At 67.5% G+C, this 24,678-nt stretch carries 27 protein-coding genes; 9 read left to right on the top strand and 18 right to left on the bottom strand.

The window, feature by feature from the left end; all coding sequences use genetic code 11:
• Window positions 1-69: 69 nt before the first annotated feature.
• Window positions 70-948, bottom strand: coding sequence for an alpha/beta fold hydrolase (locus LGY53_RS20030; RefSeq protein ID WP_225728209.1), 879 nt, complete (start codon window positions 946-948; stop codon window positions 70-72).
• A 69-nt stretch (window positions 949-1,017) separates the two neighbouring features.
• On the opposite strand from LGY53_RS20030, the gene LGY53_RS20035 reads away from it, so the two are divergent.
• Complete coding sequence (locus tag LGY53_RS20035; RefSeq protein WP_225728210.1) at window positions 1,018-1,629, top strand: TetR/AcrR family transcriptional regulator; 612 nt, start codon at window positions 1,018-1,020, stop codon at window positions 1,627-1,629.
• Between the two features lie 33 nt (window positions 1,630-1,662).
• Here the strand turns inward: LGY53_RS20035 and LGY53_RS20040 are convergent, their stop codons facing one another.
• The 4 genes from LGY53_RS20040 to LGY53_RS20055 all read right to left on the bottom strand — a co-directional run bounded on the left by LGY53_RS20040 (window position 1,663) and on the right by LGY53_RS20055 (window position 4,829).
• Complete coding sequence (locus LGY53_RS20040; RefSeq protein WP_225728211.1) at window positions 1,663-2,103, bottom strand: heme-binding protein; 441 nt, start codon at window positions 2,101-2,103, stop codon at window positions 1,663-1,665.
• A 132-nt stretch (window positions 2,104-2,235) separates the two neighbouring features.
• On the bottom strand, window positions 2,236-3,012 hold the full coding sequence (locus LGY53_RS20045; protein ID WP_225728212.1) for a hypothetical protein: 777 nt from the start codon (window positions 3,010-3,012) through the stop codon (window positions 2,236-2,238).
• 128 nt (window positions 3,013-3,140) lie between these two features.
• On the bottom strand, window positions 3,141-3,950 hold the full coding sequence (locus LGY53_RS20050; RefSeq protein ID WP_225728213.1) for an SDR family oxidoreductase: 810 nt from the start codon (window positions 3,948-3,950) through the stop codon (window positions 3,141-3,143).
• Between the two features lie 18 nt (window positions 3,951-3,968).
• Window positions 3,969-4,829, bottom strand: a complete 861-nt coding sequence (locus tag LGY53_RS20055; RefSeq protein WP_225728214.1) for an AraC family transcriptional regulator — start codon at window positions 4,827-4,829, stop codon at window positions 3,969-3,971.
• Between the two features lie 107 nt (window positions 4,830-4,936).
• Between LGY53_RS20055 and LGY53_RS20060 the strand changes: the two genes are divergently transcribed.
• The gene (locus LGY53_RS20060) at window positions 4,937-6,346 is read left to right on the top strand and encodes an alkaline phosphatase family protein (protein ID WP_374111204.1); all 1,410 of its coding nucleotides are present in this window, start codon (window positions 4,937-4,939) and stop codon (window positions 6,344-6,346) included.
• A 239-nt stretch (window positions 6,347-6,585) separates the two neighbouring features.
• Here the strand turns inward: LGY53_RS20060 and LGY53_RS20065 are convergent, their stop codons facing one another.
• The 3 genes from LGY53_RS20065 to LGY53_RS20075 form a co-directional block, all read right to left on the bottom strand.
• The gene (locus LGY53_RS20065) at window positions 6,586-7,056 is read right to left on the bottom strand and encodes a DIP1984 family protein (RefSeq protein WP_225728215.1); all 471 of its coding nucleotides are present in this window, start codon (window positions 7,054-7,056) and stop codon (window positions 6,586-6,588) included.
• A gap of 194 nt (window positions 7,057-7,250) precedes the next feature.
• A complete protein-coding gene (locus tag LGY53_RS20070) occupies window positions 7,251-7,643 on the bottom strand; it encodes a RidA family protein (protein WP_225728216.1) in 393 nt (130 codons plus the stop codon).
• The gene (locus tag LGY53_RS20075) at window positions 7,640-8,218 is read right to left on the bottom strand and encodes a DinB family protein (protein WP_225728217.1); all 579 of its coding nucleotides are present in this window, start codon (window positions 8,216-8,218) and stop codon (window positions 7,640-7,642) included. The genes LGY53_RS20070 and LGY53_RS20075 overlap by 4 nt, the downstream gene beginning before the upstream one ends.
• Before the next feature lie 62 nt (window positions 8,219-8,280).
• On the opposite strand from LGY53_RS20075, the gene LGY53_RS20080 reads away from it, so the two are divergent.
• On the top strand, window positions 8,281-9,249 hold the full coding sequence (locus tag LGY53_RS20080; RefSeq protein WP_225728218.1) for a YafY family protein: 969 nt from the start codon (window positions 8,281-8,283) through the stop codon (window positions 9,247-9,249).
• 20 nt (window positions 9,250-9,269) lie between these two features.
• Here LGY53_RS20080 and LGY53_RS20085 read toward each other — a convergent pair whose 3' ends face one another.
• Entirely contained in the window at window positions 9,270-9,830 is a 561-nt protein-coding gene (locus LGY53_RS20085; RefSeq protein ID WP_225728219.1) for a YbhB/YbcL family Raf kinase inhibitor-like protein, read from the bottom strand.
• Between the two features lie 28 nt (window positions 9,831-9,858).
• Window positions 9,859-10,749, bottom strand: coding sequence for a PHB depolymerase family esterase (locus LGY53_RS20090; protein ID WP_225728220.1), 891 nt, complete (start codon window positions 10,747-10,749; stop codon window positions 9,859-9,861).
• A 79-nt stretch (window positions 10,750-10,828) separates the two neighbouring features.
• Here LGY53_RS20090 and LGY53_RS20095 point away from each other — a divergent pair, with 79 nt between their 5' ends.
• On the top strand, window positions 10,829-11,257 hold the full coding sequence (locus LGY53_RS20095; RefSeq protein ID WP_225728221.1) for a MarR family transcriptional regulator: 429 nt from the start codon (window positions 10,829-10,831) through the stop codon (window positions 11,255-11,257).
• A 125-nt stretch (window positions 11,258-11,382) separates the two neighbouring features.
• A complete protein-coding gene (locus tag LGY53_RS20100; RefSeq protein WP_225728222.1) occupies window positions 11,383-12,258 on the top strand; it encodes a GNAT family N-acetyltransferase in 876 nt (291 codons plus the stop codon).
• Window positions 12,259-12,280: 22 nt separating this feature from the next.
• On the opposite strand, the gene LGY53_RS20105 is transcribed toward LGY53_RS20100, so the two are convergent.
• Entirely contained in the window at window positions 12,281-13,780 is a 1,500-nt protein-coding gene (locus LGY53_RS20105) for an APC family permease (protein ID WP_225728223.1), read from the bottom strand.
• Between the two features lie 123 nt (window positions 13,781-13,903).
• Here LGY53_RS20105 and LGY53_RS20110 point away from each other — a divergent pair, with 123 nt between their 5' ends.
• Both LGY53_RS20110 and LGY53_RS20115 read left to right on the top strand, forming a co-directional pair.
• Window positions 13,904-14,608, top strand: coding sequence for a hypothetical protein (locus LGY53_RS20110; protein ID WP_225728224.1), 705 nt, complete (start codon window positions 13,904-13,906; stop codon window positions 14,606-14,608).
• A 64-nt stretch (window positions 14,609-14,672) separates the two neighbouring features.
• Window positions 14,673-15,365 (top strand): peptidoglycan recognition family protein, encoded by a 693-nt coding sequence (locus LGY53_RS20115; RefSeq protein ID WP_225728225.1) that lies wholly within the window; start codon window positions 14,673-14,675, stop codon window positions 15,363-15,365.
• Between the two features lie 117 nt (window positions 15,366-15,482).
• Here LGY53_RS20115 and LGY53_RS20120 read toward each other — a convergent pair whose 3' ends face one another.
• From LGY53_RS20120 to LGY53_RS20130, 3 genes are all read right to left on the bottom strand, one after another.
• Window positions 15,483-15,752 carry a hypothetical protein gene (locus tag LGY53_RS20120; RefSeq protein WP_225728226.1) on the bottom strand — a complete coding sequence of 90 codons (270 nt, stop codon included), beginning with the start codon at window positions 15,750-15,752 and terminating at the stop codon, window positions 15,483-15,485.
• A gap of 139 nt (window positions 15,753-15,891) precedes the next feature.
• Window positions 15,892-16,260, bottom strand: coding sequence for a hypothetical protein (locus LGY53_RS20125; protein ID WP_225728227.1), 369 nt, complete (start codon window positions 16,258-16,260; stop codon window positions 15,892-15,894).
• Between the two features lie 58 nt (window positions 16,261-16,318).
• On the bottom strand, window positions 16,319-16,774 hold the full coding sequence (locus LGY53_RS20130) for a hypothetical protein (protein ID WP_225728228.1): 456 nt from the start codon (window positions 16,772-16,774) through the stop codon (window positions 16,319-16,321).
• A 150-nt stretch (window positions 16,775-16,924) separates the two neighbouring features.
• On the opposite strand from LGY53_RS20130, the gene LGY53_RS20135 reads away from it, so the two are divergent.
• Window positions 16,925-18,553 carry an NAD(P)/FAD-dependent oxidoreductase gene (locus LGY53_RS20135; protein ID WP_308102932.1) on the top strand — a complete coding sequence of 543 codons (1,629 nt, stop codon included), beginning with the start codon at window positions 16,925-16,927 and terminating at the stop codon, window positions 18,551-18,553.
• Between the two features lie 180 nt (window positions 18,554-18,733).
• Here LGY53_RS20135 and LGY53_RS20140 read toward each other — a convergent pair whose 3' ends face one another.
• The 4 genes from LGY53_RS20140 to LGY53_RS20155 are packed head-to-tail and all read right to left on the bottom strand — an operon-like array spanning window position 18,734 to window position 21,955.
• Window positions 18,734-19,351 carry an MBL fold metallo-hydrolase gene (locus LGY53_RS20140; protein WP_225728229.1) on the bottom strand — a complete coding sequence of 206 codons (618 nt, stop codon included), beginning with the start codon at window positions 19,349-19,351 and terminating at the stop codon, window positions 18,734-18,736.
• Window positions 19,348-20,433: an S-(hydroxymethyl)mycothiol dehydrogenase gene (locus tag LGY53_RS20145; protein ID WP_225728230.1), complete on the bottom strand. Its 1,086-nt coding sequence runs from the start codon at window positions 20,431-20,433 to the stop codon at window positions 19,348-19,350. The genes LGY53_RS20140 and LGY53_RS20145 overlap by 4 nt, the downstream gene beginning before the upstream one ends.
• An 8-nt stretch (window positions 20,434-20,441) precedes the next feature.
• Window positions 20,442-21,614: an NAD(P)/FAD-dependent oxidoreductase gene (locus LGY53_RS20150; RefSeq protein WP_225728231.1), complete on the bottom strand. Its 1,173-nt coding sequence runs from the start codon at window positions 21,612-21,614 to the stop codon at window positions 20,442-20,444.
• The gene (locus tag LGY53_RS20155) at window positions 21,611-21,955 is read right to left on the bottom strand and encodes a bifunctional 3-phenylpropionate/cinnamic acid dioxygenase ferredoxin subunit (RefSeq protein ID WP_225728232.1); all 345 of its coding nucleotides are present in this window, start codon (window positions 21,953-21,955) and stop codon (window positions 21,611-21,613) included. The genes LGY53_RS20150 and LGY53_RS20155 overlap by 4 nt, the downstream gene beginning before the upstream one ends.
• Window positions 21,956-22,158: 203 nt before the next feature.
• On the opposite strand from LGY53_RS20155, the gene LGY53_RS20160 reads away from it, so the two are divergent.
• Complete coding sequence (locus LGY53_RS20160) at window positions 22,159-24,609, top strand: FAD-dependent oxidoreductase (protein ID WP_225728233.1); 2,451 nt, start codon at window positions 22,159-22,161, stop codon at window positions 24,607-24,609.
• Window positions 24,610-24,678 lie beyond the last annotated feature (69 nt).

Consider the following 24,678-nt stretch of genomic DNA (forward strand, 5'->3'; position numbering starts at 1 on the left):
ACAGCCTCACTATAAGTAGACGTATACGTACACGCAAGCGCGTGCTGCCGCGCGGGAATCGAGTTCGGCTCAGCGGGTGAGGAAATCCCGCAGCGCGGTGATCAATGCGGCCGGGTTGTCCTCCTGAACGTTGTGCCCGGCATCCGGTATCGAGACGAGTTCGCCGTACGGAATCCGTGCGATGAGGCGTTCGGCGGTGGTCCGGGTGACCACCCTGCTGCGTTCGCCGCGCACCAATAGCACCGGCACCCCGGTCAATTGCGCGGGCAGCCCTTCGACGGCTGTGAGAATGGCTGGAAAATCGGGTGTGCTCGGATCGGCCTTCGGCACCCAGTCCCCGTCGGGTGCGCGGAAGAACAGGGTGCTCATCCGGTAGGTGACGACGGCGCGGTCGGCGCTTGGGTTGATCCGCATCGCGGCGCCCACCACGGTGTCGAGATCCTGCACCGGGGTGAGACCGAGCACGAATGTTCGCATCAGCCAGGTACTTTCGAAGTCGACGCCCGGTGCGACATCGATGAGTGCCAGCCGCTCGACGAGGTCGGGTCGCGAAGCGGCGAGCTCGGCCGCGACCAGGGCGCCGAGTGACATGCCGACCAAGCGGATCCGGTCGAAGCCGAAATGGTCGGCCGCCGCGGCGACATCGGCCGCCATGGTGGCGATGCGGTAGTCGTCGGACCAGTCGCTCTCGCCGTGACCGCGCAGATCCAGCGCGACCAGCCGTGCGTCGCGGCGCAGTCCGAGGCAGACGAAGTCCCATGTGCGCGCGGTCAATCGGCCACCGTGCAGCAGGATGACCGGGGAACCCGTTCCGCCCCAGTCGAATCCGTGTAATCGACAGTCGGCGCGGGAGAAGTGGAATTCGGTGGGCGGTGTCGGGTCGGCGACCTCGACGCCCAGGTTCGTCGCCAGTTCGGCCATCGCCGGGATCGTGAATTGTCGGTGCATATCTACCCCCTTACCTTGAGCCTCCAAGGTAAGGGTTCCTACCTTGATTGGTCAAGGTAAGCTTGGCGGGTGACTACCCGAGTGCGACGCAATCCCGATGAGGCCAAGCGGATGATCCTCGAGGCGGCGAGCGGACTGCTCGCCGCGGGCGGTCCGGCCGCCGTTCAAGTGCGGGCGGTGGCCGCCGAGATCGGGGTGTCCGATGCCGCGGTCAACCACCACTTCGGCACCCGTGAGCAATTGTTGGAGGCGCTGCTGCGCTTCGGCGGGGCCAAGCTGAAGGCGCAACTGCACTCCGTGCTCAGCGCGTGGCCCGACGGTCCGATCGACCCGGCCGACCTGGTGCACGCGCTGTACGCGCTGTACGTCGACGGTTACGCCGATCTGGCGGTCGCGCTGTACCGGTCCGGCTGGCGGGATACCGGCAGCGGACTGCTCGACGAGGTGGTGGAACGGCTGCACGCCCAGGCGCGGCAGCACTGCGCGACCGTCGGGCTCACGCCGCCATCGCGCGAGACGCTCCAGGTGACGGTGGCCGCACTGCATCAGGCCGTCGCGCTGGAACCGTTGTTCGGCGGTGAATTCCGCCGCAGCGCCGGACTCGACGCGTCCGCGAGCGAGCGCACACTCGACTGGTGGATCGACATCCTGCGCACGACGGTGTTCCCGGCTGCTCCATGAAAGGCGAACAGCCGCAACGGAATTCGCTTCGGATCAGCCGAGTTCGCCGGTGGGGTCTTCTCGCCAGCGCAGCACCGCCGTCTGCACGGCCTCCTCGTCCTCGACGGCGAGGGCGCCGGACGCGCCTGCGGCGCCGAGGATTACCTCGCCGTCGGTGACCAGCACACCACCCGCGTACGGGACATAGTCGCCGCCGTAGAGGTGCTGGATGCCGTCGACGATCGCGCCCGGGAGCTGGAGTTGGCCGGAGGCCCTCAGCGTAAGCAATGCCGTGCGCGCCTTGGCCACGGCGATTCGGCTGGTCATGGGCATGCCGCCATCGGCGCGCCGCAGCGCGATCACCTCTCCGGCGACATCGATGACGGCCACCGCGAGCGGCGGGAACCCGCGCTCGGCACCGGCCGCGAGCGCCGCCGCCACCAGCCGATCCGCATCGGCCAATGTCAAACCGGGAAGTCGCGCGATATCAGACACGAGTACGAAATCTATCGGCGGCAATCCGGGGAGTCAACGCCGAATTCATCAGCGGCACAGTCTGTTACCAGCGGCCAGTACGCGCGAATGGCGCGCCACGATACTGTCCGCCTTGATCGGCCGGGGAAGCATCTACGCCTCCGCGTTGACGGCGGCGACACAGGCGCGGATGACCGCCGCGAACAGATCCCGGCTGATGGTCTCGTACTCACGTTGCCGATCGGGTTCGTCGAATTGGAGGTCGTTCCAAGATCCCATACCACCGAATACCCAGGCGGCCTGCGCCATACATGCCAGGCGATGGCTGTCGGCATGCCCCCAATGATCGGGGAACAGGTCCTGGTGATCCACGTTTCGCGGTTCGCCACTAGACCATTGCCTACGAGCCTCAGCGAACAGCTCATCCCACGGCGGCAACACATTATGGGATGCGAACTCCTCGGCATGCTGGAGTGCCTGGTCCAGGAGTCGCGCAGCTTCCTGAAGATCGGGCAGTAGGGGACCGGAAGACACCGGCTGCGACCGATAGGTAACGATCCAAATCCGCTGGTCGGGTGCGTCACGGTCGCCGATTTGCGAGCGCGCCTGCCATAACCGGTTCCCGGCCGCACCGGTCGTCAGCAGCCCGAGCTGTGTGCCGCCGGCGAACGCGGCGGCCTTGTGCGCGGCCAATCCGCGATCGTCCTGCGGATCCAGGTCCGGGACCGCGAGCCATACCCGATCCACCCCGTCTGCTACCAGCCGTCGCATCCAGCCGTCCACGCCCGCGACATCATCAAAGATGATCGAGTCGACGAACTGCATTGTGCTGTGCGGCAATTCGAACCCGGCAGGGGAGGTCTGCCGTCTGCGTAACCATGCGGTGGCGTGAGTGGCCAGGGTCATGCAACGGGCCAGTTCACCGTTCATGGACGGTAGTTTAACGAGAGTCGGTGAGCGGAGCCTGCCGCCGGTGATGACGGGTATGGCACGCGGTTCTTCGGATACTGCGTCCGGTCGGTTCCGCGCCACCGTTCGGGTGGAAATCCATGGCACAGTCAACGTTTGTCGCGCTGACCTTCGGCGAGTTGTCTGCTCACCGCCTCGGCGCCGAGGCGGCGCTGGATCGCGGCGGACAGGCTGGGGGCTGCGCCGCCGAGTACGGCGATAGCACGCAAACCCAGTGGGGCGACGTCGATTTCGGCGCGGTTGAGCTCGATGGCCCGAATGGTCACGCGCGCGACATCCCGGGGTGAGCGGGTGCCGACTCCGCGGGGCAGCGTGGCGCCGGAATCGGCGAACATGCCCGCGTCGCGGATGTAGCCGGGGAAAACCGTCGAGACGCCGACATTGTGCGGCCGCATATCCTCGCGCAGTGCGAGGGCGAAGCCGCGCAGGCCGAATTTTGTTGCGTTGTAAAGGGATAGGTGCCCGGATGCGGTCTTGCCCGATATCGATGAAATGAAGACCAGATGACCTCGGCGCCTTGCGGCCATCCGCTGCGCAGCCACTTTCGCCATCACGATCGGAGCGCGCAGGTTCACGTCCAGCACGCGGTCGATCTCATCGATCGAGCGGTCCGTCAGCAGACCGCCCGCCGGTAGCGCGGCATTGGCAACGACTATGTCCACCTCGCCCGCCGCGGCCAGCAACCGCTCGACCTCGGCCGGGTCGGCCAGGTCGGCGGGAATGGCCTTGCCGCCCAACGTCCGCGCCAGCGGCTCCAGCGAATCGGTGCGGCGTCCGGTGAGTATCAGCTCGCCTCCGCCCGCGGCCATGGCCGTCGCCAACTCCCGGCCGAGCCCGCCGGTGGCCCCGGTGATCAGTATCTTCGCATCGCGCACCCGCATGGGTTCATGGCCTCGCATGACCCAACCTTGACGTGTTCACGGTCGCGAATCTTGTACGAATGTTTGCTCATTCGCGAATGCGAGATGTTCGGCGGCGACGTCATCGCCGGCGGCCAGTGTCTTCGGTGTCGTTCCGGTGAACGCCATGACGTCCCGATGCAGATGGGCTTGATCGACATAGCCGCACTCCGCCGCGATCAGGGCTGCGCTGTGCCCCGCGGCCAAGCGGCGGGCGGCATGGTCGAAACGCACCAATTTCGCGGCGCGTTTGGGCGGCACGCCGATCTGCGACCGGAATCGAGACCACAATCGCCCTCGGCTCCAGCCGATCTGGTCCGCCAAATCCTCGACCCGCACCCGGCCGCGACTGCCGACGATGCGTTCCCACGCCCAGGCCACCTCCGGGTCGACGGATGGGCCCGCCGCGGCTCGACTGGTCAGCAAGGCATCTGTCAACGCGAAACGCTCCTCCCACGAAGGGGATTCGCCGAGTTGTTCCCGGATTCGCGTCGCGTCCGGACCCCACAGATCGTCAAGGGCGACAACGGCGCTGTCCGGATCCGCGCCGAATACGTTTCGTGCGATCAGCGGCGACAGCCGCACCTCGACGCATTCGATGCGCTGCGCCCGGACGCATACACCGGTGGGTGCGCGCCCCGCAACGAAACTGCCCTGCCACCGTCCGCCCGAGACTTCCAATTCCATTGAGCCGTCACCGAATTCGACGACCAGCGTGACCGATGGATGCGGGATCACCCGCAACTCGATCGAGCCGGGCCCGCAGCTCCGGTTGCGAAACCCGCCCATATTGATACCGCGCACCCGGCTCGGCCGCGCCGGTCGTGCGACATCCCAGGTGCGGCCCGCATCGCCGTGTCCGGGCCTGGTGGATCGCATAAGCCCATCCTATGTGCGGTGGTGCCAAGAATTTTCGTGCGATTCAGGACATCGATGCATCGTGCTGGTATTGGTGGATATCCGGGGGCATGAACTGAGGAGCGTTCATGAACGGCCAGATCGGGCTCACCCGTCGGCGTTTCATCGAGGGCGCCACCGCGGCGGTGGCGCTGGCGGCCATGCCGATCAATATCCGTCGCGCGCTCGCCGAACCGGTGGCGCCGCGGCCGATCGAACATGTGGTGCTGCTGATGCAGGAAAACCGTTCGTTCGACCACTATTTCGGCACGCTGTCCGGTGTGCGCGGATTCGGTGACCCGGATGCGGTGCGGCTGCCGGACGGGTCGACGGTGTTCATGCAGCCGGATGCGGCGAATCCGGACGGATACACCCTGCCGTTCCATCTGGATACCTATCGCAATAGCGTGCAGCGGATCCCGTCGACCTCGCACGCCTGGACGGTTCAGCACGACGCGCTCGACGGCGGCAGGATGGACCGATGGTTGCCCGCGCATCGCGCGGCCGACGGCGCGAACGGTCCCTATGTCATGAGCTACTACGAAAGAGCCGAGATCCCTTTCCATTTCGCACTCGCCGACGCGTTCACCGTCTGCGACGCCTACCACTGCTCGGTGCTCGGCCCGACGGCGCCGAACCGTTTGATGTGGATGACGGGGACGATCGATCCGGACGGCGCGGGCGGCGGTCCGATCATCAGCAACGACCTACCCGAAAACGGTTATGGCTGGACGACTTACGCCGAGCGGCTGGAACAGGCCGGTGTGAGCTGGAAGGTGTACGTCGAGGCCGGTCAGCCGTATAACGTGCTGGCCGATTTCCAGCAGTTCCGTGCGGCCGCGCCCGATTCGCCGTTGTACCGCAAGGGAGTCGCGCCATCGCCCGCGGGCGCCTTCGAGAACGACGTCTGCTCGGGCGCGCTGCCCGCCGTATCCTGGCTGATGCCGCCGGAGGTCGCGTCGGAACATCCGGCCTGGCGGCCCGCCGACGGCGCGGCGTTCATTGCCGACAAGATCAACGCCATCGCCGCCGATCCGGAGCTCTGGGCGAAAACCGTATTCATCCTGAACTACGACGAGAACGACGGGCTCTTCGATCATGTGGTGCCGCCGCTGCCGCAGGCGGGTGAACCCGGCGAATTCGTCGGGGATCTCCCGATCGGCGGCGGCTACCGCGTACCTTGCGTCATCGTGTCCCCGTGGACGGCCGGGGGATGGGTGGCGACCGAACGATTCGATCACACATCCGTGCTGCGCTTCCTCGAATGGTTCACCGGCGTAACGGAACCCAATATCTCACCGTGGCGCCGCCGCACCTTCGGCGACCTCACCTCGGCGCTACGCCTCGACCAGGCCGCCGCCCAACCCGTGACCTTCCCGGGCGTCGAACTCGAAGTGGCCAGGGCCGATATGACCGATATGCTTCCGGCGCCGGTCGTTCCGGCCAGCCCGCAGGCACAGCCGGTCCAGGCCCCGGGAACCAGACCACACGTGCCGTGAAAGGCCGTGGAGCACATATATATACGGTGGAGGACCCCTTGCCCGCCCTCGTCGTCACGGATCTGCACCTGGTTGTGTGCTGTGCGCGATGCGCCGTTACTTGTGCGCGGTGCTGGGCTGCGTTGTAAATAGGGAGTTGAACCCGTTTGCACTGCCCACCGTGCACCAAGAAAGAGACCGAATAGCCCGTCGGTCCCGGCGGGTCGTGCACGCCTCCGCGACGACTACCTGCTCCACCGTCAGTCCAGCAGGTCCACCTCCCAGTTCGCGCGCTGGATCCGCACATCGAGTTCGCGCAGTTCGCGGGCCAGATCATCGGCGCGTGAACGCAATTCGGCGACGGGTAGCGCGGTGAGCCACTTCAGCTCGGAGCGCAGCTGGCGGGCGTACCCGCCCTGGTTCGTGCCAGCCGCGGCATCGGCGGCGGCGGTCACCACGGAGTGCCGCAGCCGCAACGCATCCCGGCGTGCCAGCGCATCGGTGAGGGTATTGTCCGCGTCGATCCGCGCGGCGGCGTTGGTGCGGTTGATCCGCTGGATCAGCGTTTCGAATTCGCCGAGCACGTTTTCGACCTCGACGAGCAGCGTCGACGCGTCCTCGGCGGGCTCCTCACCCTCCTGAAAGCGGGCGTTGCCGACGATCCTGGCGCGTAGCTGCTCGATCCGCCGCGCCGCGTCCGCACGCAACGCCAGCGCCTCCGCCAACTTCAAATCCCCGACCTCCGACTATTTTTGGGTGATCCCGCCTTGCGGTGATCCTGTCAGACCTGGCTGTGCCGTTATCCCGCGGGTGCTCCCCATCGCTGGGGATGCGGCCGGATCCGCGCTGCGCCATCGAGTCTATCTCCACGGCCCGTAACCGCGAATCCGACTGTCTTACAGCCGGATTCGCGATATACACGGGGCTATTCCGGTATGACCGCGACCGCGTCGATCTCCACGAGCGCGCCCGGACGAGCATGCCCCGCGGTGGTGACAACCGTGACGGCCGTGCGGTGTTCGCCCCACACCGACCGCGTGGCCGCGTATCCCGCTTGCGGGTCGGCCCCGGCGACGAGGTGGATGCCGAGCTTGACCACATGCTCCGGACCGGTGCCCGCCGCGGCGAGCACGGCCAGCACGTTGCGCATCGCCTGTGCGGCTTGCGCTTCCGCACCATCGAGGAGGTTGCCGGAGCTGTCGGTGCCGAGCTGACCGCCGACATACAGCGTCCGGGCCGCGGGCGCGATGACGCCCTGCGCGAAAGCCGGGCTGTAGGGGAGGCTTTCGGGGTCGATCCGGGTGATCGCTTCGGTCACCGGCGTTCCCCGGATTTCGTGTGCAGGTAGAGATCCCGCAGCAGGCTGACCTCGGAAAGATGATGGATCAATTCGCGGTTGATGTGGAGTATCAGCGCGGCCATCGGCAGGTCGGGGTAGGGCTCCTTCGAGCCGACCGGGGTCAGCAGCGCGGCCTCGTCGAGGCCGCGCACCCCGGCCGTCCAGAGCTCGACCTGAGTGTCGAGTTGTTCGAGCGCGGTGGCGGCCGTTCCGGCGTACTCCCATTTGTCGTATGACGTTGCGGGCGCGCCGAAGTGCGCGGCGTTGCGCATGGCGAGCACGCCGATGATGACGTGCCCCAGCCGCCACGCGATCGTCGTGAACGGCGCGGGAGTCGGGGTCGGGTAGGCGTAGTCGATCGTGAAGTCCCCGGAGCCCGCCTGTATCGGTGCGGTCGAGGTGCCGCGCGGCCGCACGCTCCAGGCGTCGGGTACCGGCGACCAGAAGTATTCGTCGTCGGTGAGTCCGTCGAGCCGAACCCGCACCTGATTGTTCCAGTGCCACTCCCACTGCTCGCGCAATATCTGGTTCCAGTCGAACTGAGCTGAGTTCATGCCATGACCCTGACACGCCTAGCGGACAGGTTCGGTCCGCTATTTCTGGCAAGGTTGACGATATGGCAGTCGACGAACGGGGCACGACGGAGCGGGTGCTCACCCTGCTCGGGCTGCTGCAGCAGCGTCAGGTGTGGACCGGTCCCGAACTGGCCGACCGGCTCGGCGTCACGGAGCGCACGGTGCGCCGTGATGTCGGGCGGCTGCGCGCGCTCGGCTATCCGGTCCACGCCAGCCAGGGTGTCGGCGGCGGTTACCGGCTGGGGCCCGGGCAGGATCTGCCGCCGCTGCTGTTCGACGATCAGGAGGCGATCGCCACCGCGGTCGCGCTGCTCGCCGGCGTGGGTGGCGCGGTCGCCGGTGCCGGCGACGCCGCGCTCCGGGCGCTGTCCAAGCTCGACCGGGTGCTGCCGACCCGGTTGCGGCAGGAGGTGCGCGCGCTGTCGGTCGCGGTGGAATCCTTCGACGGCGGGCGCATACCGGTCGATCCCGATGTGCTGATGACGCTGGCCCGGGCCTGCCGCGACGAGGTGGAGACCGGCTTCGACTACCCGTCCGGCGGTCAGGTGCGGCTGCGGCGGGTGGAGCCGTATCGCCTGGTCGCGTCCGACCGGCGCTGGTACCTGTTCGCATACGATCTCGACCGGGCGGATTGGCGCACCTTCCGGGTCGACCGGATGTCCGCGGTATCCGCGCGGACCTGGCGATTCCACCCCCGCGACGTACCCGACGCGGTCGGCTACGTGCAGGAGAGCGTGGCGAGCCGGGTCTACCCGCACCGAGCGCGCTTCCTCGTATCCGCGCCCGCCGACGTGGTGCGCGCGCAGATTCCGCCGGCGGCGGCCGTGGTGCTGTCGCGCGGGCGCGAACGCTGCGAGGTGCGCAGCGGCGGGCGCGATCTCGACTTCGTCCTGATGCACATGCTGCTGCTCGGGCACGATTTCGAAGTGCTCGACCCGCCGTCGCTCGCGAGCCGCTGCCATGAGTTGGCCCGGCGGCTCGCGGCGGCGGGCGCGGGCAGCGTGGTGTGATGCGGCCGTAATGGATTAGCTCACACGCGTTCGTAGAAGGCGTCGATGCGGGCACGGGCGAGTGCGCGTCCGGCCGACAGCACCTCGGCCGGTTTCGCCGACTCCAGGGATTTCCCGATGGTGATCGGCTCGGCGAGGGCGAAGAGTTGGAAGACGTAGCGGTGCGGGCCGTGTCCCTTGATCGGCGCCGGGCCCATATAGCCGCGGCCCCAACCCGAACGCAGGATCAGCGCGCCCGGCGCCGGCTCGTCCGCGGCGAGCCCGTTCTGCGGGAGGCCGCCGAGCGTGGGGTCCAGGAGTGCGACGGCGTGCACGAACGGCGTCTTCATCGGTGCGTCGGGATCCTCGATCACCAGCAGCAGTTGGGCCGTTTCCGCGGGCGGCGGCGACCAGGTGAGCGCGGGGGAGCGGTCCTGGCCGCCGAGCCGCTTTCCCGCGTGGATCATGTTCAGGTGCGATTCGTGCTCGAAATCGGGGCTGGTGATCCGAAATGTGCTGTCCCCGGCCAGATTCGGTCGATTCCAGGCCAAACCTTCGTCGCCCGCGCGTTTGTTCGCCAATAGTTTTCCCATCACGGACATAGTCGAACTCCTTGGTGGTCGGTTGATTTCAGAGCTTGCGATCCCGCGCCGGAACGAGCAGCGGACGGGCGAACCGGAGGATCTCCACGGCGGCGTCGAATTCCTGTGTGGTGGCGAACCCTGGGGCGCCTGCCCATTCGGCGGGTATCGGGGCGCCGGGCCAGCTATGACCGCCGCCGAAAACGGTCCACGCGGTCACCCGGCTACCTCCGACGCCGCCGTCGACGGTGTGTCGGCTGGACAGTGCGGTGGTCGTTGTCGTGCCGGCGCCGCGGCATCGGTCGATCGCGCGCCAGTGCTCGGCGCTTTCGGCCGAACTCAGTGTGCGGCCGCGTAATTCACCGTTCGGTCCGCGATGGCGGGAATATCCGCCCTCGATCGGCTGGATCGGATCGGCGGTGCCGTTGATCAGCATCGCCGAAACCGCATGGGTCGGACGGATATCGCGCAGCGCGGCCGGAAGTGCGCCCGCCACCGCGGCGAAAACCGGTACCTGCTCGGCCAGTTCCAATGCCACCCGGTGAGACATGAACGCGCCGTTGGAGATTCCGGCGACGATCGTTCGATCCGGTGCGGTGCCGAACCGTTCGGCGCACCGGTCGATCAGCCGCCGCAGGAAGGCGATATCGTCGACGCCCGCCTCGTCGGCCGCGGTGACCCCGCGCCCATCGGCCCAACATTCTTGCCAGCCATCGGGATACGCCACCGCGATACCCGATTCCGCGGCCTGCGCGCCGAATCCGAGCCACTGGTCCATGAGCGGTCCGGCGCCACCGGCCGAAAGCCGGTCGCCCGTACCGGACATGTTGCCGTGCAACGCCAATACCAGCGGCGCGCCGCGATCCGACGGCGGACGCACGCTGAACGTGCGGGTCCGTCCGTCGACCGTCAGCTCGGCGGTGACCAGATCCTCGGTCATTCGATGCCATCCTCCATGCTCGGCAACCCGGCGATAATATACAGGCAAACTGTGCAGTGTTGCTGTACTGTAGTGAGTCGTGAACGAGGTGGCAAGCGAGAAGATCGCGGAAGAATTGCAGTCGGTGGTCGGTGCGCTCGTTCGGCGCATGCGCGCGGTCTCGCCGGAGCGTGAACTGTCGCTGTCGCAGGTTTCGGTGCTGAAACGCCTCGACCGCGACGGTCCGGCGACCATCGCCGACCTGGCCCGCGCCGACAAACTCCGCCATCAATCGATGGCCGCGACGGTCACCGCGCTCGTCGACCGCGGCCTGCTGCGCCGCACCGCCGACAGCGCCGATCTACGGCGAAAGCTGTTGACCCTCACCGATGACGGCCGCGCCCTGCTCGCCGAGCGCCGCGCAACCGGCCACGAACATCTCGCCGACCTCATCGCCGACCGGCTCACCGCCGCCGAACGAAAACAGGTGGCGACATCGCTGGCGCTACTGCGCCGGTTGCTCGATTGACGATGTCAGGTGTGTGGATCGTGTCGAAACCGGTTGGCTGTCATGGGAATCGTGAGATCGCGCGGGGTTGGTGTCGGCCCGAAAATCGGTTTCCGCACAGGTGGATTATTCGTACCGTAGGCGGCATGGATTGTGTTGTGGTCAGGCCGATGGGTGCGGACGACCTGGCGGGGGCGGAACGGACGTCGGATGTGGTGTTCCTCGACGGCGATCGGCGTGATCGGCGGGTGAGTGAGCCTGAGCCGCAACCTCGTTCGGCGGAGGCGGCGAAGGGGTGGATCGACCGCATGCGCTACTTCCTCGAGGTGGACCCGCATGGTTGTCGGGTCGCGGTCGAGGATGCGCGGATCGTCGGGTTCGCGATCTCGCAGAACCGGGATCGGTTGTGGTACTTGGCAACTTACGGTGTGCTGCCGGACCGGCAGGGGCGCGGTATCGGCAAGCGGCTGCTCGACGCGGTGCTGGCCCACGCCGACGGCCGTCAAGGAATGTTCTCGTCCACAGTGCATCCCGCGGCGACGCGCCGCTATCGGTTGGCCGGTTTCTCGTTGCACCCGCAGATGCGCATGGTGGGCACCGTCGATCGGGCCCGGCTGGTGGCGGTGACCGGTCTGTCCGACGGGTCGGCCGACGATTTCGACTGGATGGATCGGCTGGATCAGCGACTGCGCGGCGCGGGTCACGGCGAGGACCATCAGTATCTGCTGAAGCAGCACCGCCTGGTCGTATCCCGTCCGGACCGGCCCGGTTACGTCTACATCGACGGCCGGGGACGCCCGGTCCTGCTGGCCGCCGCCGATTCCGACATCGCGGAGAACCTGCTCTGGGAAGCGCTCGCTACGGCGCAGGCCGATACGCTCGTCAACTGCATCACCACGGCCAACGAATGGGCGGTGGATGTCGGGTTGGCGGCCGGACTCCAGCTCGGTCAGGAGGGCTACCTCGCCGTGCGCGGTATGCCGACCCCCGCGCCCTACCTGGCCAGCGGGCAGTTCCTCTGAACCGTAACGAGATTCGGGCCGCTCACGACTCGTCGGCGAAGACCCGCCGCATCTGCGGTAGCCGTTCGGGATGCCGCACACGCAGATAGCCGAGTACGAGAATGCCGATGAGATACCAGATTCCGATGATCAGGCCCGCCGCGCTCGACGGATAGGTCAGCGGGGTAACGAATTTCAGTACCGAGGTGCCGATACCCATCGCGGTGAGCCAGGCTGGGACGAATGCCGCGATGCCGAGCACCGGAATCACCAGATGCAGTAGCCAATTGAATTCGGCACGCTGGCGGCGCAGGTAGTACATGATGCACGACAGGTTGAACACCATGTAGACGGCGATCATCACGCCGGACAGGATGGTGGCGAGGAAGACGAAGGCCGCGCTCGGGCCGAAGTGGATGCCGATCGGCAGGCCGACGGCCAGCGTCACCAGCAGTTGGACGATGACGCCGACGTGCGGCGAATTCCACCGCGGATGGGTGCGCGCCAGTGCGGCGGGCAGCAGCCCGATCCGGGACATGGCATACCAGGTGCGGGTGGTCGCGAGCGTGCCGGCGTTCCCGTTGGCGAAGGTCGAATTCAAGATCGCCAAAAACGCCAGCACCCAACCGATTCCCCACACGTCGCGGGCGAGCGCGACCCATGGGCTGCCGTCGCCGAGCTCGCCGAAGCTCACGTATCGGTCCGGCCCGAAGTACACGTCGCCCGCATAGGTGGTGAACACATAGAACACGCCGATGGCGCAGCAGGACGCCACCACGGCGACGGGTATGGTGCGGCGCGGATTGCGGGCCTCCTCGGCGAGCGGCGCCGAGGCCTCGAAGCCGATGAATGCCAGGATGGTATAGATCGACGCCGCCGCGACGCCGGAGAACCCTTGGTAGCCTTCGACTTTCGCGAAGTGGAGGGTGAACACGCTCCCGGTGTTCGCCGTGCCCGCCTTGATCACCAGCCAGCAGGCCAGCACCAAGAACACCAGGATCTCGAACAGGCCGAGCACGGTGCCGACCTGCGCGCTGATCCGCACGCCGCGATAATTCAGCAGCGCGATCAGCAGGGCCGCCGCGATCATGACCACGATCCAGGTGGCGGTGAACGGCCAGTCGAATTCGCTGTGCAGCACCGAGCCGACCAGATAGCCGACGAGGACCGTCGTCGTGGGGCCGATCAGCGCCTCGACCAGCCCGTAACCCCAGCCGACCAGGAATCCGATCGCCGGATGCAGGGCCTCGGCGGGGTAGGTGTAGATGCTGCCCGCGGACGGCAGATGTTTGGCGAGCTGTCCGATCGAGGTGGCCACCAGCAGGCAGGCGATGAGGGCGAGCAGGACCGCCAGCGGCAGTGCGCCACCGGCATATCCGGCGCCGACGGCGATGGAGAGCGCGACAGCGCCCGCGGGCGCCATCGAGGTGACGGACTGGAACAGCACCTCGCGCAGGCCGATGGCGCCCCGCGCCAGACCCGGGGCCGCGGCATCGACCCGGCCCGTCTCCTGCCGTCCTTCGGTGGAATCGGCGGCTGCCATATCCGCCTCCTTCGTCTACAACTTTTGCGCGAGCATCGCTTACCGGCCAGATCGTCATTTTCCCGCGTCACACCCCGCGCCGGAGGAGCATTGTGAAATATGTTTGCGGATGAATTCCGTTCCTTGTCCGATAGTTTCGCCGCCCTCGGTGTGGAACTGCCGGGAACGGTCGGGCTCGCCTGCGCCCCGGTCGGCGGCGGCCACGGCATCGCGCTCGGCGACTGGTCCGGCGGCGTCGCCTGGTCCACCAGCAAGGTGCCACTCGCTGTCGCCGCGCTGCGGGCGGCGCCGACGGCCGCGAAACCCTATGTGACACCGGCCATCACCCGATCCGACAACGCGGCGGCCGAGCGGTTGTGGTCGATGCTCGGACCACCGGCCGTCGCGGCGGCGGCGGTCGAAGCGGTGCTGCGGGACGGCGGCGACACCGTCACCCGGGTGCGATCGCGGCGGGTCCGGCGGGAGTACACCGCCTTCGGTCAAACCGAATGGAGTGCCGTGCGGCAGGCGCTGTTCACCGCGCACCTGCCGTGTATCGAGCTCGGGCCGGACGTCCTCGCGCTGATGCGAAGGCTTGTCCCGGAACAGCAATGGGGTTTGGCCCGGCTGCCCGGCGCGGCGGTCAAGGCGGGCTGGGGTCCCGACGAGCAGGGCAACCTGGTGCGGCAGATGGCCGTGCTGCGCAACGGATCCGGTTGGACCGCGGTAGTTTTGGGCGCGGAACCGGATTCGGGCGCATTCACCGACGGAATCGCCTTGCTGGACAAGCTCACTGGATGGGTCGGCGCGCATTTGCGGCGACTACCCGCCGGACGATGCCAACGGTGATCGCGCCGGAATTCTCGCCTGCGGAACGATACCCGCGCCGCCCTGTCGGACCTATGCTGGAGATATGGTCGGCGCACCGCCATTCCGGGATCCTGTCGAAACGTCGTTCGCCTGGGGCTTCCCGGCCGTCACCCGTACCGGGTGGGCGGCCGACGAGTCGCTGCTGACCTGGACGGATCACGAATTCGCGCCCGCTCAGCTGATCACCGTCCACCACACCTTCGATTTCGACGGGACCGGCGCCACCGATTATCGCGACGTTGTGCGCGCGGTGTACGTATTCCACGCATCGCCCGCCCACGGTGGGCGCGGTTGGGGTGATATCGGCTACCACCTGATCATCGACCCGAACGGTGTCGTCTACGCCGGTCGCGACACCGGCGACTCAGCGCCGATCTTCCGGCCCGGTGCGGTATTGGCGCCCGGCGCGGAAGTCGTTGAGGCGGGCCATGTTTACAACGCGAACCCGGGCAATATCGGCATCTGTCTGATCGGGAACTTCGATGCGACAGAGCCGACCATGGCGTCGCTGGGCGCGCTGCGCGACGTGCTCGGAAAGCTTTGCGCCGGTTTGGGATTGGATCCGACGGCCGATGTCCGATACACCAATCCGACCACCGGACTTTCGGTCGAGATGCCGTCCATCGCCGGTCACCGGGACTGGTCGGCGATCGCGGGCCAGACGACCTGCCCCGGTCAGCATCTGTACGACCTGCTACCGGCATTGCGGGCGGCGGCCATCGAACCCATCGGCTGAACGGTTCCGAGGCGGCCGGTTTACCTTGGCGCAGCTGGTTTTCGGCCGGAGTAGCCGACGGCAGAACACGGACGCCCGGGCTGGGGCGTCCGCGTTCTGCTGTCCTGCCGGGCTAACTCAGGACTTCGGTGCGTCCGGCGGCGGGCACGGCTTGCCGTTGAGGTCGGACGGGGGCGGCAGCGGCTTGCCGTCGGGGCCGACCGGCGGCGGGAGCGGCTTGCCATCCGGGCCGAGCGGCGGGGGCAGGCATCCGTTGTTGGGCGCGTCGACCATCTGGTAGCCCGGCTGCGGGCCGGTTGCGGTGGGGGCTGCGGTGGCGGCTCCGGCGGCGATCAGGCCCGAGCCAACGATCGCCGCGGAGAAGACAATGGCCATGCGGAGTTTCATCCGGATTTCCTGTCTCGAATGTTGTTGTCGGTCATTGGGTTTAGACGCGCGGCGGCCCAATGGGTTCCATCCGAAATGCGAGTGTGATCGAGGTCACTAATTCGCCGGGTCGGTCGCTGTCGGATAGCCGTTGGCTCGGTTACGGAGCCTGCTCTTCCAGCGCCCGCGCCGCATGCAGCGCGGCCTCCAGGCTGTGCCGCGCCGCGGCGATCCCGGCGACGGTGGCCACCGTCGATTCGGCGCCGACGTCACCGAGCGCGTTCCCGAGCTGGGTCCTCGCATTCCCGATCGCGGTCAGCTCCGAGTTCAGCGCCGCCACCGTGTCGGGCGAGGTGGTTCCCGGCAGCGTCGAAATCAGCTGCGACAGCGCGGTTCGCGCCGCATCGAGCCGGGTGAGCGCCGCCGTGAGCTCCGTGGTGAGCCGCGCCGAACCGGAAGTGGCCGCCGCGGCCTCGATCCCGGAAATGCCGTCCGCGGCCGCCTGCAATGCGTCGAGATATTCGGACATCCCGGAACCTTTCGGATCGTGGGCCGGAACAACCCAGCTTAATGACCCGGCAGCTGTTTCAGTCGCGGGTGGCGATGAAGACGAACTCGCGGCCGGGACGATCCGGCGCCTCCCGAACATCGAGTACGCGAAAGTCGTTGGCGGCCAGGCTCGCTGCGAGCTCATTCCGGTCGCGGAAGCGGAGGGTCGAATCCGAGACGAGCACCGCGCCATCGGATTCGAATCGGTATTCGACGCGGAAGGAGACGAACGGGAGCCGCACATCGGTGACCGTGCGCAGTTGGCGCACGGGCCCGATGCCCGCAACGTCGACCGTGACCGGCCCGGGATCGGCGGCCCAGTCCTCCCAGGCTCGGCGCTCGGGGCGTCTGGTTTCGAAAACCAGGTGACCGCCGGGGCGCAGCGCCGCGTGAATTCGGCGCAGGCTCAGCGTCCACTCATCGTCGGAAAGGATGCATTGCACGGCATTTCCGGTCATCAGCGCGAGGTCGGCGGCGACGGCGGGCACGGTCACTGTGCTGCGGTCGACTGATTTCGAGACGATCTGTCAAGCGCCGAATCGGTTGGGGGCGGGTGGGATAGGTGACAGTTCGGCGAATTCGGTTCGGGCGGGTGCTCTTTAGACTGAATATTCTTCAGGGCTCCGGGAGTGGAAGGGTGGGTCGTGCCACGGACTCAGATGATGCGGCTGGTGCGGCGGACCGTTGCCGATTACGGGCGGGCGGAGCGGATCGGCATGCCGGTGCTCGAATTCCGGGAGGCGCGGCGGGCCGGGGTATTCGGCAGGCGCGAGCTGTTCAAATTCGGTGCGGTGCTGGGTGGTGCGGCACTGCTCGCGGGTGCGGCGGCGCGGCCGTCCGCGGCGCGGGCCGCGGACGCACCGCGAATCGCCATCGTGGGCGCGGGGATCGCCGGATTGGCCGCGGCGTCGACACTCGCCGATGCGGGCGTCGCCGCGACGGTGTACGAGGCGAGCGACCGGGTCGGCGGGCGGATGTTCTCCGAACGCGACTATTGGGCCGACGGTCAGGTCAGCGAATACGGTGGTGAGGCAATAGATTCCGATCACACCGCGATCCGGCAGCTGTGCGCGCGGTTCGGGCTGCCGCTGACCGATGTCCGCCGGGCCGCGCCGCCGGACAGCCATGATCTGCTGTATTTCGATGGCGGCTATATCCGGCAGGAGCGGTTCGTCGCCGATTTCCGGCCGGTGTACGAGGCGCTGCGGCGTGACCTGGCCGCGGCCGGGCCGGACGCGCCGACCTGGGACCGGTCGAATCCGGCATCCGTCGCGTTGAGCAATCTCTCACTGGCGGAATGGATCTCGACCCGGGTACCCGGCGGCTACGGTTCGTGGATAGCGCGATTCCTCGATGACGCGTACGTGGTGGAATACGGGATGCCGACCGTCGGCCAGACGGCGCTGAACCTGGTGTACCTCATGGGCGATCAGGCCGATCCCGACGATCCGCGAGTGTGGAGCGCCTCCGATGAACGCTTCGAGATCACCGGCGGCAACCAGCGATTGCCGGAGGCGATCGCCGCGGCGCTGCCGGAGGGCGCCATCCGGTTCGGTTCGCGGCTGGCGGCCATCGCCCGCAACGCGGACGGCACGCAGACCTTGACCTTCGAGGAGGGCGGTGCCGTGGTCGCCGATCACACCATCCTGGCGGTGCCACTCGGGGTGTACGACCGGATCGATTACCGCGCAGCGGGTTTCGACGCGCGGATGTCGGGTGTGCTGACCACGCTGGCGATGGGCAGCTGCACGAAGCTGAATATGCAGTTCACCGCGCGTCCCTGGGTCGGCGGCGGGCCATGGCCCGGTTCGTCCACCGGGATGAGCTTCACCGACCTCGGCTACCAGCAGATCTGGGACGCCACCGCCGGACAGTCCGGTGCGCACGGCATCGCGATCCAATACGGAGGAGGCCTCGGCGCGCTGAGATTCCAACCGCCCCAACCGTTTCTGACCGCCGATGATCCCGCCGTGCGCGACGCCGTCGCGACCGTGCTACCGCAATTCGATCGGGTGGTGCCAGGAGTCGCCGAGCTGTGGAACGGCAAGGCGACCCTTTCGGCATGGCACCTGAATCCGAATTCCTATGGTGCGTATAGCTGTTACCCCGTCGGCTACTGTCATCGTTTCGCCGGATACGAGGGGATGCGCCAGGGCAACATCCACCTCGCGGGTGAACACACCTCGCCGGATTCGCAGGGATATATGAACGGCGGCGCCGAAACCGGCATCCGGGCCGCCAACGAAATCCTCGCTGATCTGGGCATGACTTAGTAGCCCGGGCGTCCTGGCCGCTGACGGAATCCTTTCCGAACTAGGCGCGGGGTCCGCAGCCGGGCGTCCTGGTCGCCAATGGAATCCTCTCCGACCTAGGCATCAATCCGTAACCGGGCATCCCGCTCGCCAACGAAACCTCTCCGATCCAGGAATGAACCATTAAGCGGCGCAACCTGATCAATGCCCGCGAGCGATCCAGTCCGCGAGCGCGGGCCGTTCGGCGCCGATCGTCGTGGTCGGCCCGTGGCCCGTGTGCACGGTGGTTTCCTCGGGCAGGGTGAGCAGACGCGTACGGATCGAATCAATAATGGTGCCGAAATCGGAGTAGGAGCGCCCGGTGGCGCCCGGTCCGCCAGCGAACAGGGTGTCGCCGGTGAACAGCGCCGCCGCCTCCGGTAGGTGCAGGGAGACCGAGCCGGGGGAGTGGCCGGGAGTATGCAGGATATCGATGTCGGCACCGGCCACGGTGATCCGGTTGCGGCCGTCGAGTGAGCGATAGTCGTTGTCCGGGTGGGTCATTCGCCAGAGCGGCTCGTCGGCGGGGTGTAGGAGAACCGGCGCGTCGAGCAGGGCGCCGAGCTCCGGCGCCACGGTGACATGGTCGTTGTGCCCGTGCGTGCACAGCACCGCGACCACGTGGCGCGCGCCGACGGCCGCCGCGATGGCGGCGGCGTCGTGCGCGGCGTCGATGACGAGTACCTCGCGGTCGTCGCCGAGCAACCAGACGTTGTTGTCCACCTCCCAGGTGCCGCCGTCGAGCGTGAAGACACCCGAGGTGACCACCCGCTCGATCACAGCACCACCACCGAGCGCAGCACCTCGCCCGCCCGCATCGCGGTGAACGCCTTCTCCACACCGTCGAGCGGAATCCGTTCGGAGACAAAGCGTTCCAGCGGCAACCGGCCCTGCCGGTACAGGTCTACCAGCATCGGGAAGTCGCGCTCGGGCAGGCAGTCGCCGTACCAGGACGATTTGAGCGCGCCGCCGCGGGAGAACACCTCGATCAGCGGCAGTTCGATGGTCATCTCCGGTGTCGGCACGCCGACCAGCACCACGGTTCCGGCCAGATCGCGGGCATCGAAGGCCTGCTTCCAGGTCTCCGGGCGGCCGACCGCGTCGATCACCACGTCGGCGCCGAATCCGTCGGTGTACTCCTTGATCTTGGCGACGGCGTCCTCGGTACTCGCGTCCACCGTGTGCGTGGCACCGAATTCCTTGGCCCAGACCAGCTTTCGCGGGTCGCGATCGACGGCGACGATGGTGCGGGCGCCGGCGAGCCGGGCGCCCGCGACGGCGGCGTCGCCGACACCGCCGCAGCCGAGCACCGCGACGGTGTCGCCGCGCGAGACGTTGCCGGTGTTCATCGCCGCGCCGAGTCCGGCCATCACGCCACAGCCGAGCAGTCCGGCGACGGCCGGGTCGGCCGCGGGATCGACCTTGGTGCACTGTCTTTCGTGCACCAGCGTCTTGTCGGCGAATGCGCCGATGCCGAGCGCCGGACTCAGTTCGGTGCCGTCGGCGAGGGTCATCTTGCGGCTGGCGTTGCTGCTGTCGAAGCAGTACCACGGCCGCCCTCGCTTACACGCCCGGCACTCGCCGCAGATCGCGCGCCAGTTGAGGATGACGAAATCGCCTGGGACAACGTGGGTTACCTGATCGCCGATGGTTTCGACGACGCCTGCTGCCTCGTGTCCGAGCAGGAATGGGAAGTCGTCGTTGATGCCGCCCTCGCGGTAGTGCAGATCGGTGTGGCAGACTCCGCACGCCTGGATCCGCACCACCACGTCGTGCGGTCCCGGATCGGGCAGCACCACGTCGACGAGTTCGACCGGCGCCGCTTTGGTGCGTGCGACGATGCCGCGAACGGTTTGGGACACGAATCCTCCTACAGGGTTGCGATCGGTGCGTGGCGCCGCTCGAGTTCTTTACGGTACCGGGTGAAGAGCCGGGGATTGTCGATGGCGAAGACGGCGACCGGGACGCCGTCGCGCTCGTAGAGCGCGGTGCAGGACGGCCCGGCCGGGTCGCCGTCGACGATGCGGACCGTGTCGGCGGGTTCGCGCGCGCCCGCGAACTGGATCATCCGTCCATACTGCCGCGACCAGAAGTACGGAGGCGGCGCCGGGCGTCGCGGCGCGCCGGTGATGGCGGCGGCCGCGATGCGGGCCTGCACCCGCGCATTGGTCCAGTGCTCGCCGCGGTGATGCGTGCCGAGGTGCGGATCGTAGCCGCGGGCGCAATCGCCGATCGCGTAGACACCGGGCAGCGAGGTGCGGCAGTCGGCGTCGGTGCGGAAACCGTTGTCGATGACGATGCCGCTGGCGCGGGCCCATTCGGTTTCCGGCACCGCGCCGATGCCGACGATCACCGCGTCGGCGGGCAATTCGCTGCCGTCGCTCAGGCGCACCGCCGTGACCTGTTGCGCGCCCAGGAATTCCGTGACGGCGACACCGGTGCGCAACCGTACGCCGTTGGCGGCGTGCAGGTTCGCGCACAGCGCGCCGATACGGGTGCCGAATACCGCGGCGAGCGGTGCGTCGGTGATCTCGACGACCGTCACATCCAGACCGAAACCAGCTGCGGTAGAGGCTATTTCAGCGCCGATCAGCCCGGCTCCGACGATCACCACCCGGTGTGCGGTCGCCAGCGCGGCCCGGATCGCGCGCGCGTCATCGAGCGTGCGTAGGGTGTAGACGCCGGACAGTGTTCCGGCGCTGGGCAGGGTGCGGGCGCGGGCTCCGGTGGCGAGGACGACCGAGTCACCGGCGATTTCGGTACCGTCGTCGATGAGTACGCGGGGTGGTGCCCCGGCGGCGAGGCCGACGGCCCTGCGGCCGAGCAACCACGTTGTGCGGGAGTCGGATTCGTCCTCCGGGCGGGCGAGCGTCACATCGACATCGCCGCGCAGGAATTCCTTGGACAGCGGCGGGCGGTCGTAGGGCGGATGAATTTCCGCGCCCAGCACGGTGATCGGGCCCTCGTGGCCGAATTCGCGCAGCGCGCCGACCACCGAGTATCCGGCCAGCGACGCGCCGACCACCACGATATGCCGTGTCACGGCGTCTCCTTGTTTCCGGATACGGCCATCACGAAAATGCGGCCGTCGCTTACCCGCACCGGATGGGTGCGCACCGCGACCTTGGCGGGCGGGCCGGATACCCGGCCGGTGCGCAGATCGAAACACGATTCGTGCAACGGGCATTCGACCGTGCAGCCGTCCACCCAGCCGTCGGCCAGCGACGCGTCCTGATGGGTGCAGGTGTCGTCGATCGCGAAAAGCCCATCGGCGGTGTGGAATACCGAGATCGGCCCGCCGTGTTCGGGCCGGACGGTGGCGACCGCGCCTACCGGGAGATCCGCCGCCTCGGCGACGAACAGTTCGGTGGCTGGGGATTTCATGACGGATTCCATGACCCTCCTAGTTGCTTAATGCGCAACAGCGTCACATCACGCAACAGTGTGCGCCGCGCTGGCCGCCACCGTCAACGGCGAATTTTTTTGTGAACGAACGGTTTCCAGCGGTTGACAGCCCGGCGGTCCGGCGGGACCATCTGTTGCGTAATACGAATTCGTTGCGAATCGAGCAACATCGGAGGCACGCCTTGGCCAATCCAAGAGTTGTCGTCATCGGCGCCGGAATCGTCGGCGCGTCGCTGGCCGAGGAAATCACCACGCGCGGTTGGACGGATCTCACCGTGCTCGACCGCGGCCCGCTGTTCACCACCGGCGGATCCACTTCTCACGCACCGGGTTTGGTGTTTCAGACCAATCCGTCGAAAACCATGACCGAATTCGCCAGATACACCACTGAAAAATTCGGCGCCCTGGAACATCCGGAGGGTTGGGTGTTCAACCGGGTCGGCGGGCTGGAGGTGGCAACCACCCAGGAACGCTGGCGCGATCTGCATCGCAAAGCCGGGTGGGCGCGGTCGTGGGGTATCGAGGGCAGGCTGCTGGACCCGGCCGAATGCGCCGCGCTGCACCCGCTGCTGGATCGGGAACGCATTCTCGGCGGATTCCACACGCCGACAGACGGTTTGGCGAAGGCGGTGCGCGCCGCGGCGGCACAGGCCCGGCTCGCGACCGCGCGCGGCGCCCAATTCCGCGGACATCAGCATGTGCGCGGAATTGTCGAGCGCGGCGGCCGGGTGATCGGTGTGGAGACCGCCGACGGCATCGTACCCGCGGATATCGTGGTCTGCGCGGCCGGATTCTGGGGTGCGGAATTGGCGAAAAAGGTCGGTCTGGTGCTGCCGCTGGTGCCGATGGCGCACCAATACGCGAAAACGGGTCCGATCGCGCCGCTGGCGGGCCGCAATACCGAACTCGGCGAGGCGAGCCTGCCGATTCTGCGGCATCAAGATCAAGATCTGTATTTCCGGGAACATGTCGACCGAATCGGGATCGGCTATTACGGCCACCGGCCGATGCCGATAGATCCGGTCGATTTACCGGAACCCGGTGTGGCGGCGAGCATGCCGTCGATGCTGCCGTTCACCGAGGCCGATTTCGGGCCCGCCTGGCACGAGTCGGTGGAACTGCTTCCGGCGCTCGGTGATTCGAAGGTGGAGGAAGGCTTCAACGGCATCTTCTCCTTCACCCCCGACGGTTTCTCGATCATGGGCGAACACCGCGAGTTGGCCGGATTCTGGGTGGCCGAGGCGGTTTGGGTGACGCACTCGGCGGGCGTCGCGCGCGCGACGGCGCAGTGGATCGTGGACGGCACGCCCGGCACCGACGTGCACGAATGCGATCTGTACCGCTTCGAGGACGTCGCGCGCAGTGCGGAATTCATTCGCGAAACCAGCGCGCAGGCCTTCGTCGAGGTGTACGACATCATCCATCCGCACCAGTACCGCACCGCGCTGCGCGGGCTGCGCACCAGTCCGTTCCACACCCGGCAGGTGGAGCTCGGCGCCTATTTCTTCGAGGGCGGCGGCTGGGAGCGCCCCGCCTGGTACGAGGCCAATGCCGAACTCGCGCAACGGCTTCGCGCGGCGGGTGTGCCGTTCCCGGAGCGCGACGAGTGGTCGGGCCGGTTCTGGTCGCCGATATCGATCGCCGAGGCGCACTGGACCAGGCAACGCGTCGCGATGTACGACATGACGCCGCTCACCCGCTACGAGCTGTCCGGCGCGGGCGCCCTGGCCCTGCTGCAGCGGCTCACCACCAACAACCTGGACAAGAGCGTCGGCTCGGTGACATACACCCTGCTGCTCGACGAAAACGGCGGTATCCGAAGCGATCTCACCGTGGCCAGGCTCGGTGCCCACCTGTTCCAGGTGGGCGCCAACGGTCCGCTCGACTTCGACTGGTTCACCAGACATCTGCCGGACGACGGCTCGGTGACGCTGCGCGATATCACCGGCGGCACCTGCTGCGTCGGGGTGTGGGGGCCTGCGGCGCGAGATCTGGTGCAGCCCCTGTGCCCAGACGATATCTCGCATGCGGCGTTCAAATATTTCCGCGCCCTGCGGACCCACCTCGGCGCGATACCGGTGACCATGCTGCGCGTCTCCTATGTCGGCGAGCTCGGCTGGGAAATCTACACATCGGCCGAATACGGCGGCGCGCTCTGGGATCTGCTGTGGACGGCGGGGCGGGCGCACGAGATGATCGCGGCGGGCCGGATCGCGTTCAACAGCCTGCGCATCGAAAAGGGTTACCGTGCTTGGGGGATCGATATGACTCCCGAACACTCGCCCGCCGCCGCGGGATTGGATTTCGCGGTACGCATGGATAAGGGCGATTTCATCGGGAAGGGCGCGTTGGAACACTCCGTACCCGAAAAGACGCTGCACAGCATAGTTTTCGATGATCCGGCGGCGGTGGTGCTCGGTAAGGAGCCGGTGTACGTCGGCGATACCTGTGCGGGTTATGTGACCAGCGCGGGCTATTCGGCCACCATCGGCCGCTGTATCGCCTATGCCTGGCTGCCCGCGGCGGTCGAGCCCGGCGCGGTGGTGCAAGCCGAATATCTCGGGCAGCGCCACACCGCGACCGTGCACGCGGAACCGGTGGTCGACCCGGCGATGGCCCGGATCAGGAGGTAGCCAATGACGACAGCATCGCGGAGCGATTCGGTGGGGGGTGGTGGTCGGGCGACGGGTGGGCCGACGGCC

The sequence above is a fragment of the Nocardia sp. JCM 34519.1 genome, from assembly GCF_020361265.1.
GTDB classification, from domain to species: domain Bacteria; phylum Actinomycetota; class Actinomycetes; order Mycobacteriales; family Mycobacteriaceae; genus Nocardia; species Nocardia arthritidis_A.

What these genes read in the sequence shown, in the direction of transcription:
- LGY53_RS20125 (WP_225728227.1), bottom strand. Translation starts at nt 16,260, where the DNA reads ATGTCCGAATATCTCGACGCATTGCAGGCGGCCGCGGACGGCATTTCC.
- LGY53_RS20030 (WP_225728209.1), bottom strand. Translation starts at nt 948, where the DNA reads ATGCACCGACAATTCACGATCCCGGCGATGGCCGAACTGGCGACGAAC.
- LGY53_RS20120 (WP_225728226.1), bottom strand. Translation starts at nt 15,752, where the DNA reads ATGAAACTCCGCATGGCCATTGTCTTCTCCGCGGCGATCGTTGGCTCG.
- LGY53_RS20105 (WP_225728223.1), bottom strand. Translation starts at nt 13,780, where the DNA reads ATGGCAGCCGCCGATTCCACCGAAGGACGGCAGGAGACGGGCCGGGTC.
- LGY53_RS20090 (WP_225728220.1), bottom strand. Translation starts at nt 10,749, where the DNA reads ATGACCGAGGATCTGGTCACCGCCGAGCTGACGGTCGACGGACGGACC.
- LGY53_RS20100 (WP_225728222.1), top strand. Translation starts at nt 11,383, where the DNA reads ATGGATTGTGTTGTGGTCAGGCCGATGGGTGCGGACGACCTGGCGGGG.
- LGY53_RS20045 (WP_225728212.1), bottom strand. Translation starts at nt 3,012, where the DNA reads ATGAACGGTGAACTGGCCCGTTGCATGACCCTGGCCACTCACGCCACC.
- LGY53_RS20115 (WP_225728225.1), top strand. Translation starts at nt 14,673, where the DNA reads ATGGTCGGCGCACCGCCATTCCGGGATCCTGTCGAAACGTCGTTCGCC.
- LGY53_RS20080 (WP_225728218.1), top strand. Translation starts at nt 8,281, where the DNA reads ATGGCAGTCGACGAACGGGGCACGACGGAGCGGGTGCTCACCCTGCTC.
- LGY53_RS20055 (WP_225728214.1), bottom strand. Translation starts at nt 4,829, where the DNA reads ATGCGATCCACCAGGCCCGGACACGGCGATGCGGGCCGCACCTGGGAT.
- LGY53_RS20085 (WP_225728219.1), bottom strand. Translation starts at nt 9,830, where the DNA reads ATGTCCGTGATGGGAAAACTATTGGCGAACAAACGCGCGGGCGACGAA.
- LGY53_RS20155 (WP_225728232.1), bottom strand. Translation starts at nt 21,955, where the DNA reads ATGAAATCCCCAGCCACCGAACTGTTCGTCGCCGAGGCGGCGGATCTC.
- LGY53_RS20060 (WP_374111204.1), top strand. Translation starts at nt 4,937, where the DNA reads ATGAACGGCCAGATCGGGCTCACCCGTCGGCGTTTCATCGAGGGCGCC.
- LGY53_RS20050 (WP_225728213.1), bottom strand. Translation starts at nt 3,950, where the DNA reads ATGCGAGGCCATGAACCCATGCGGGTGCGCGATGCGAAGATACTGATC.
- LGY53_RS20075 (WP_225728217.1), bottom strand. Translation starts at nt 8,218, where the DNA reads ATGAACTCAGCTCAGTTCGACTGGAACCAGATATTGCGCGAGCAGTGG.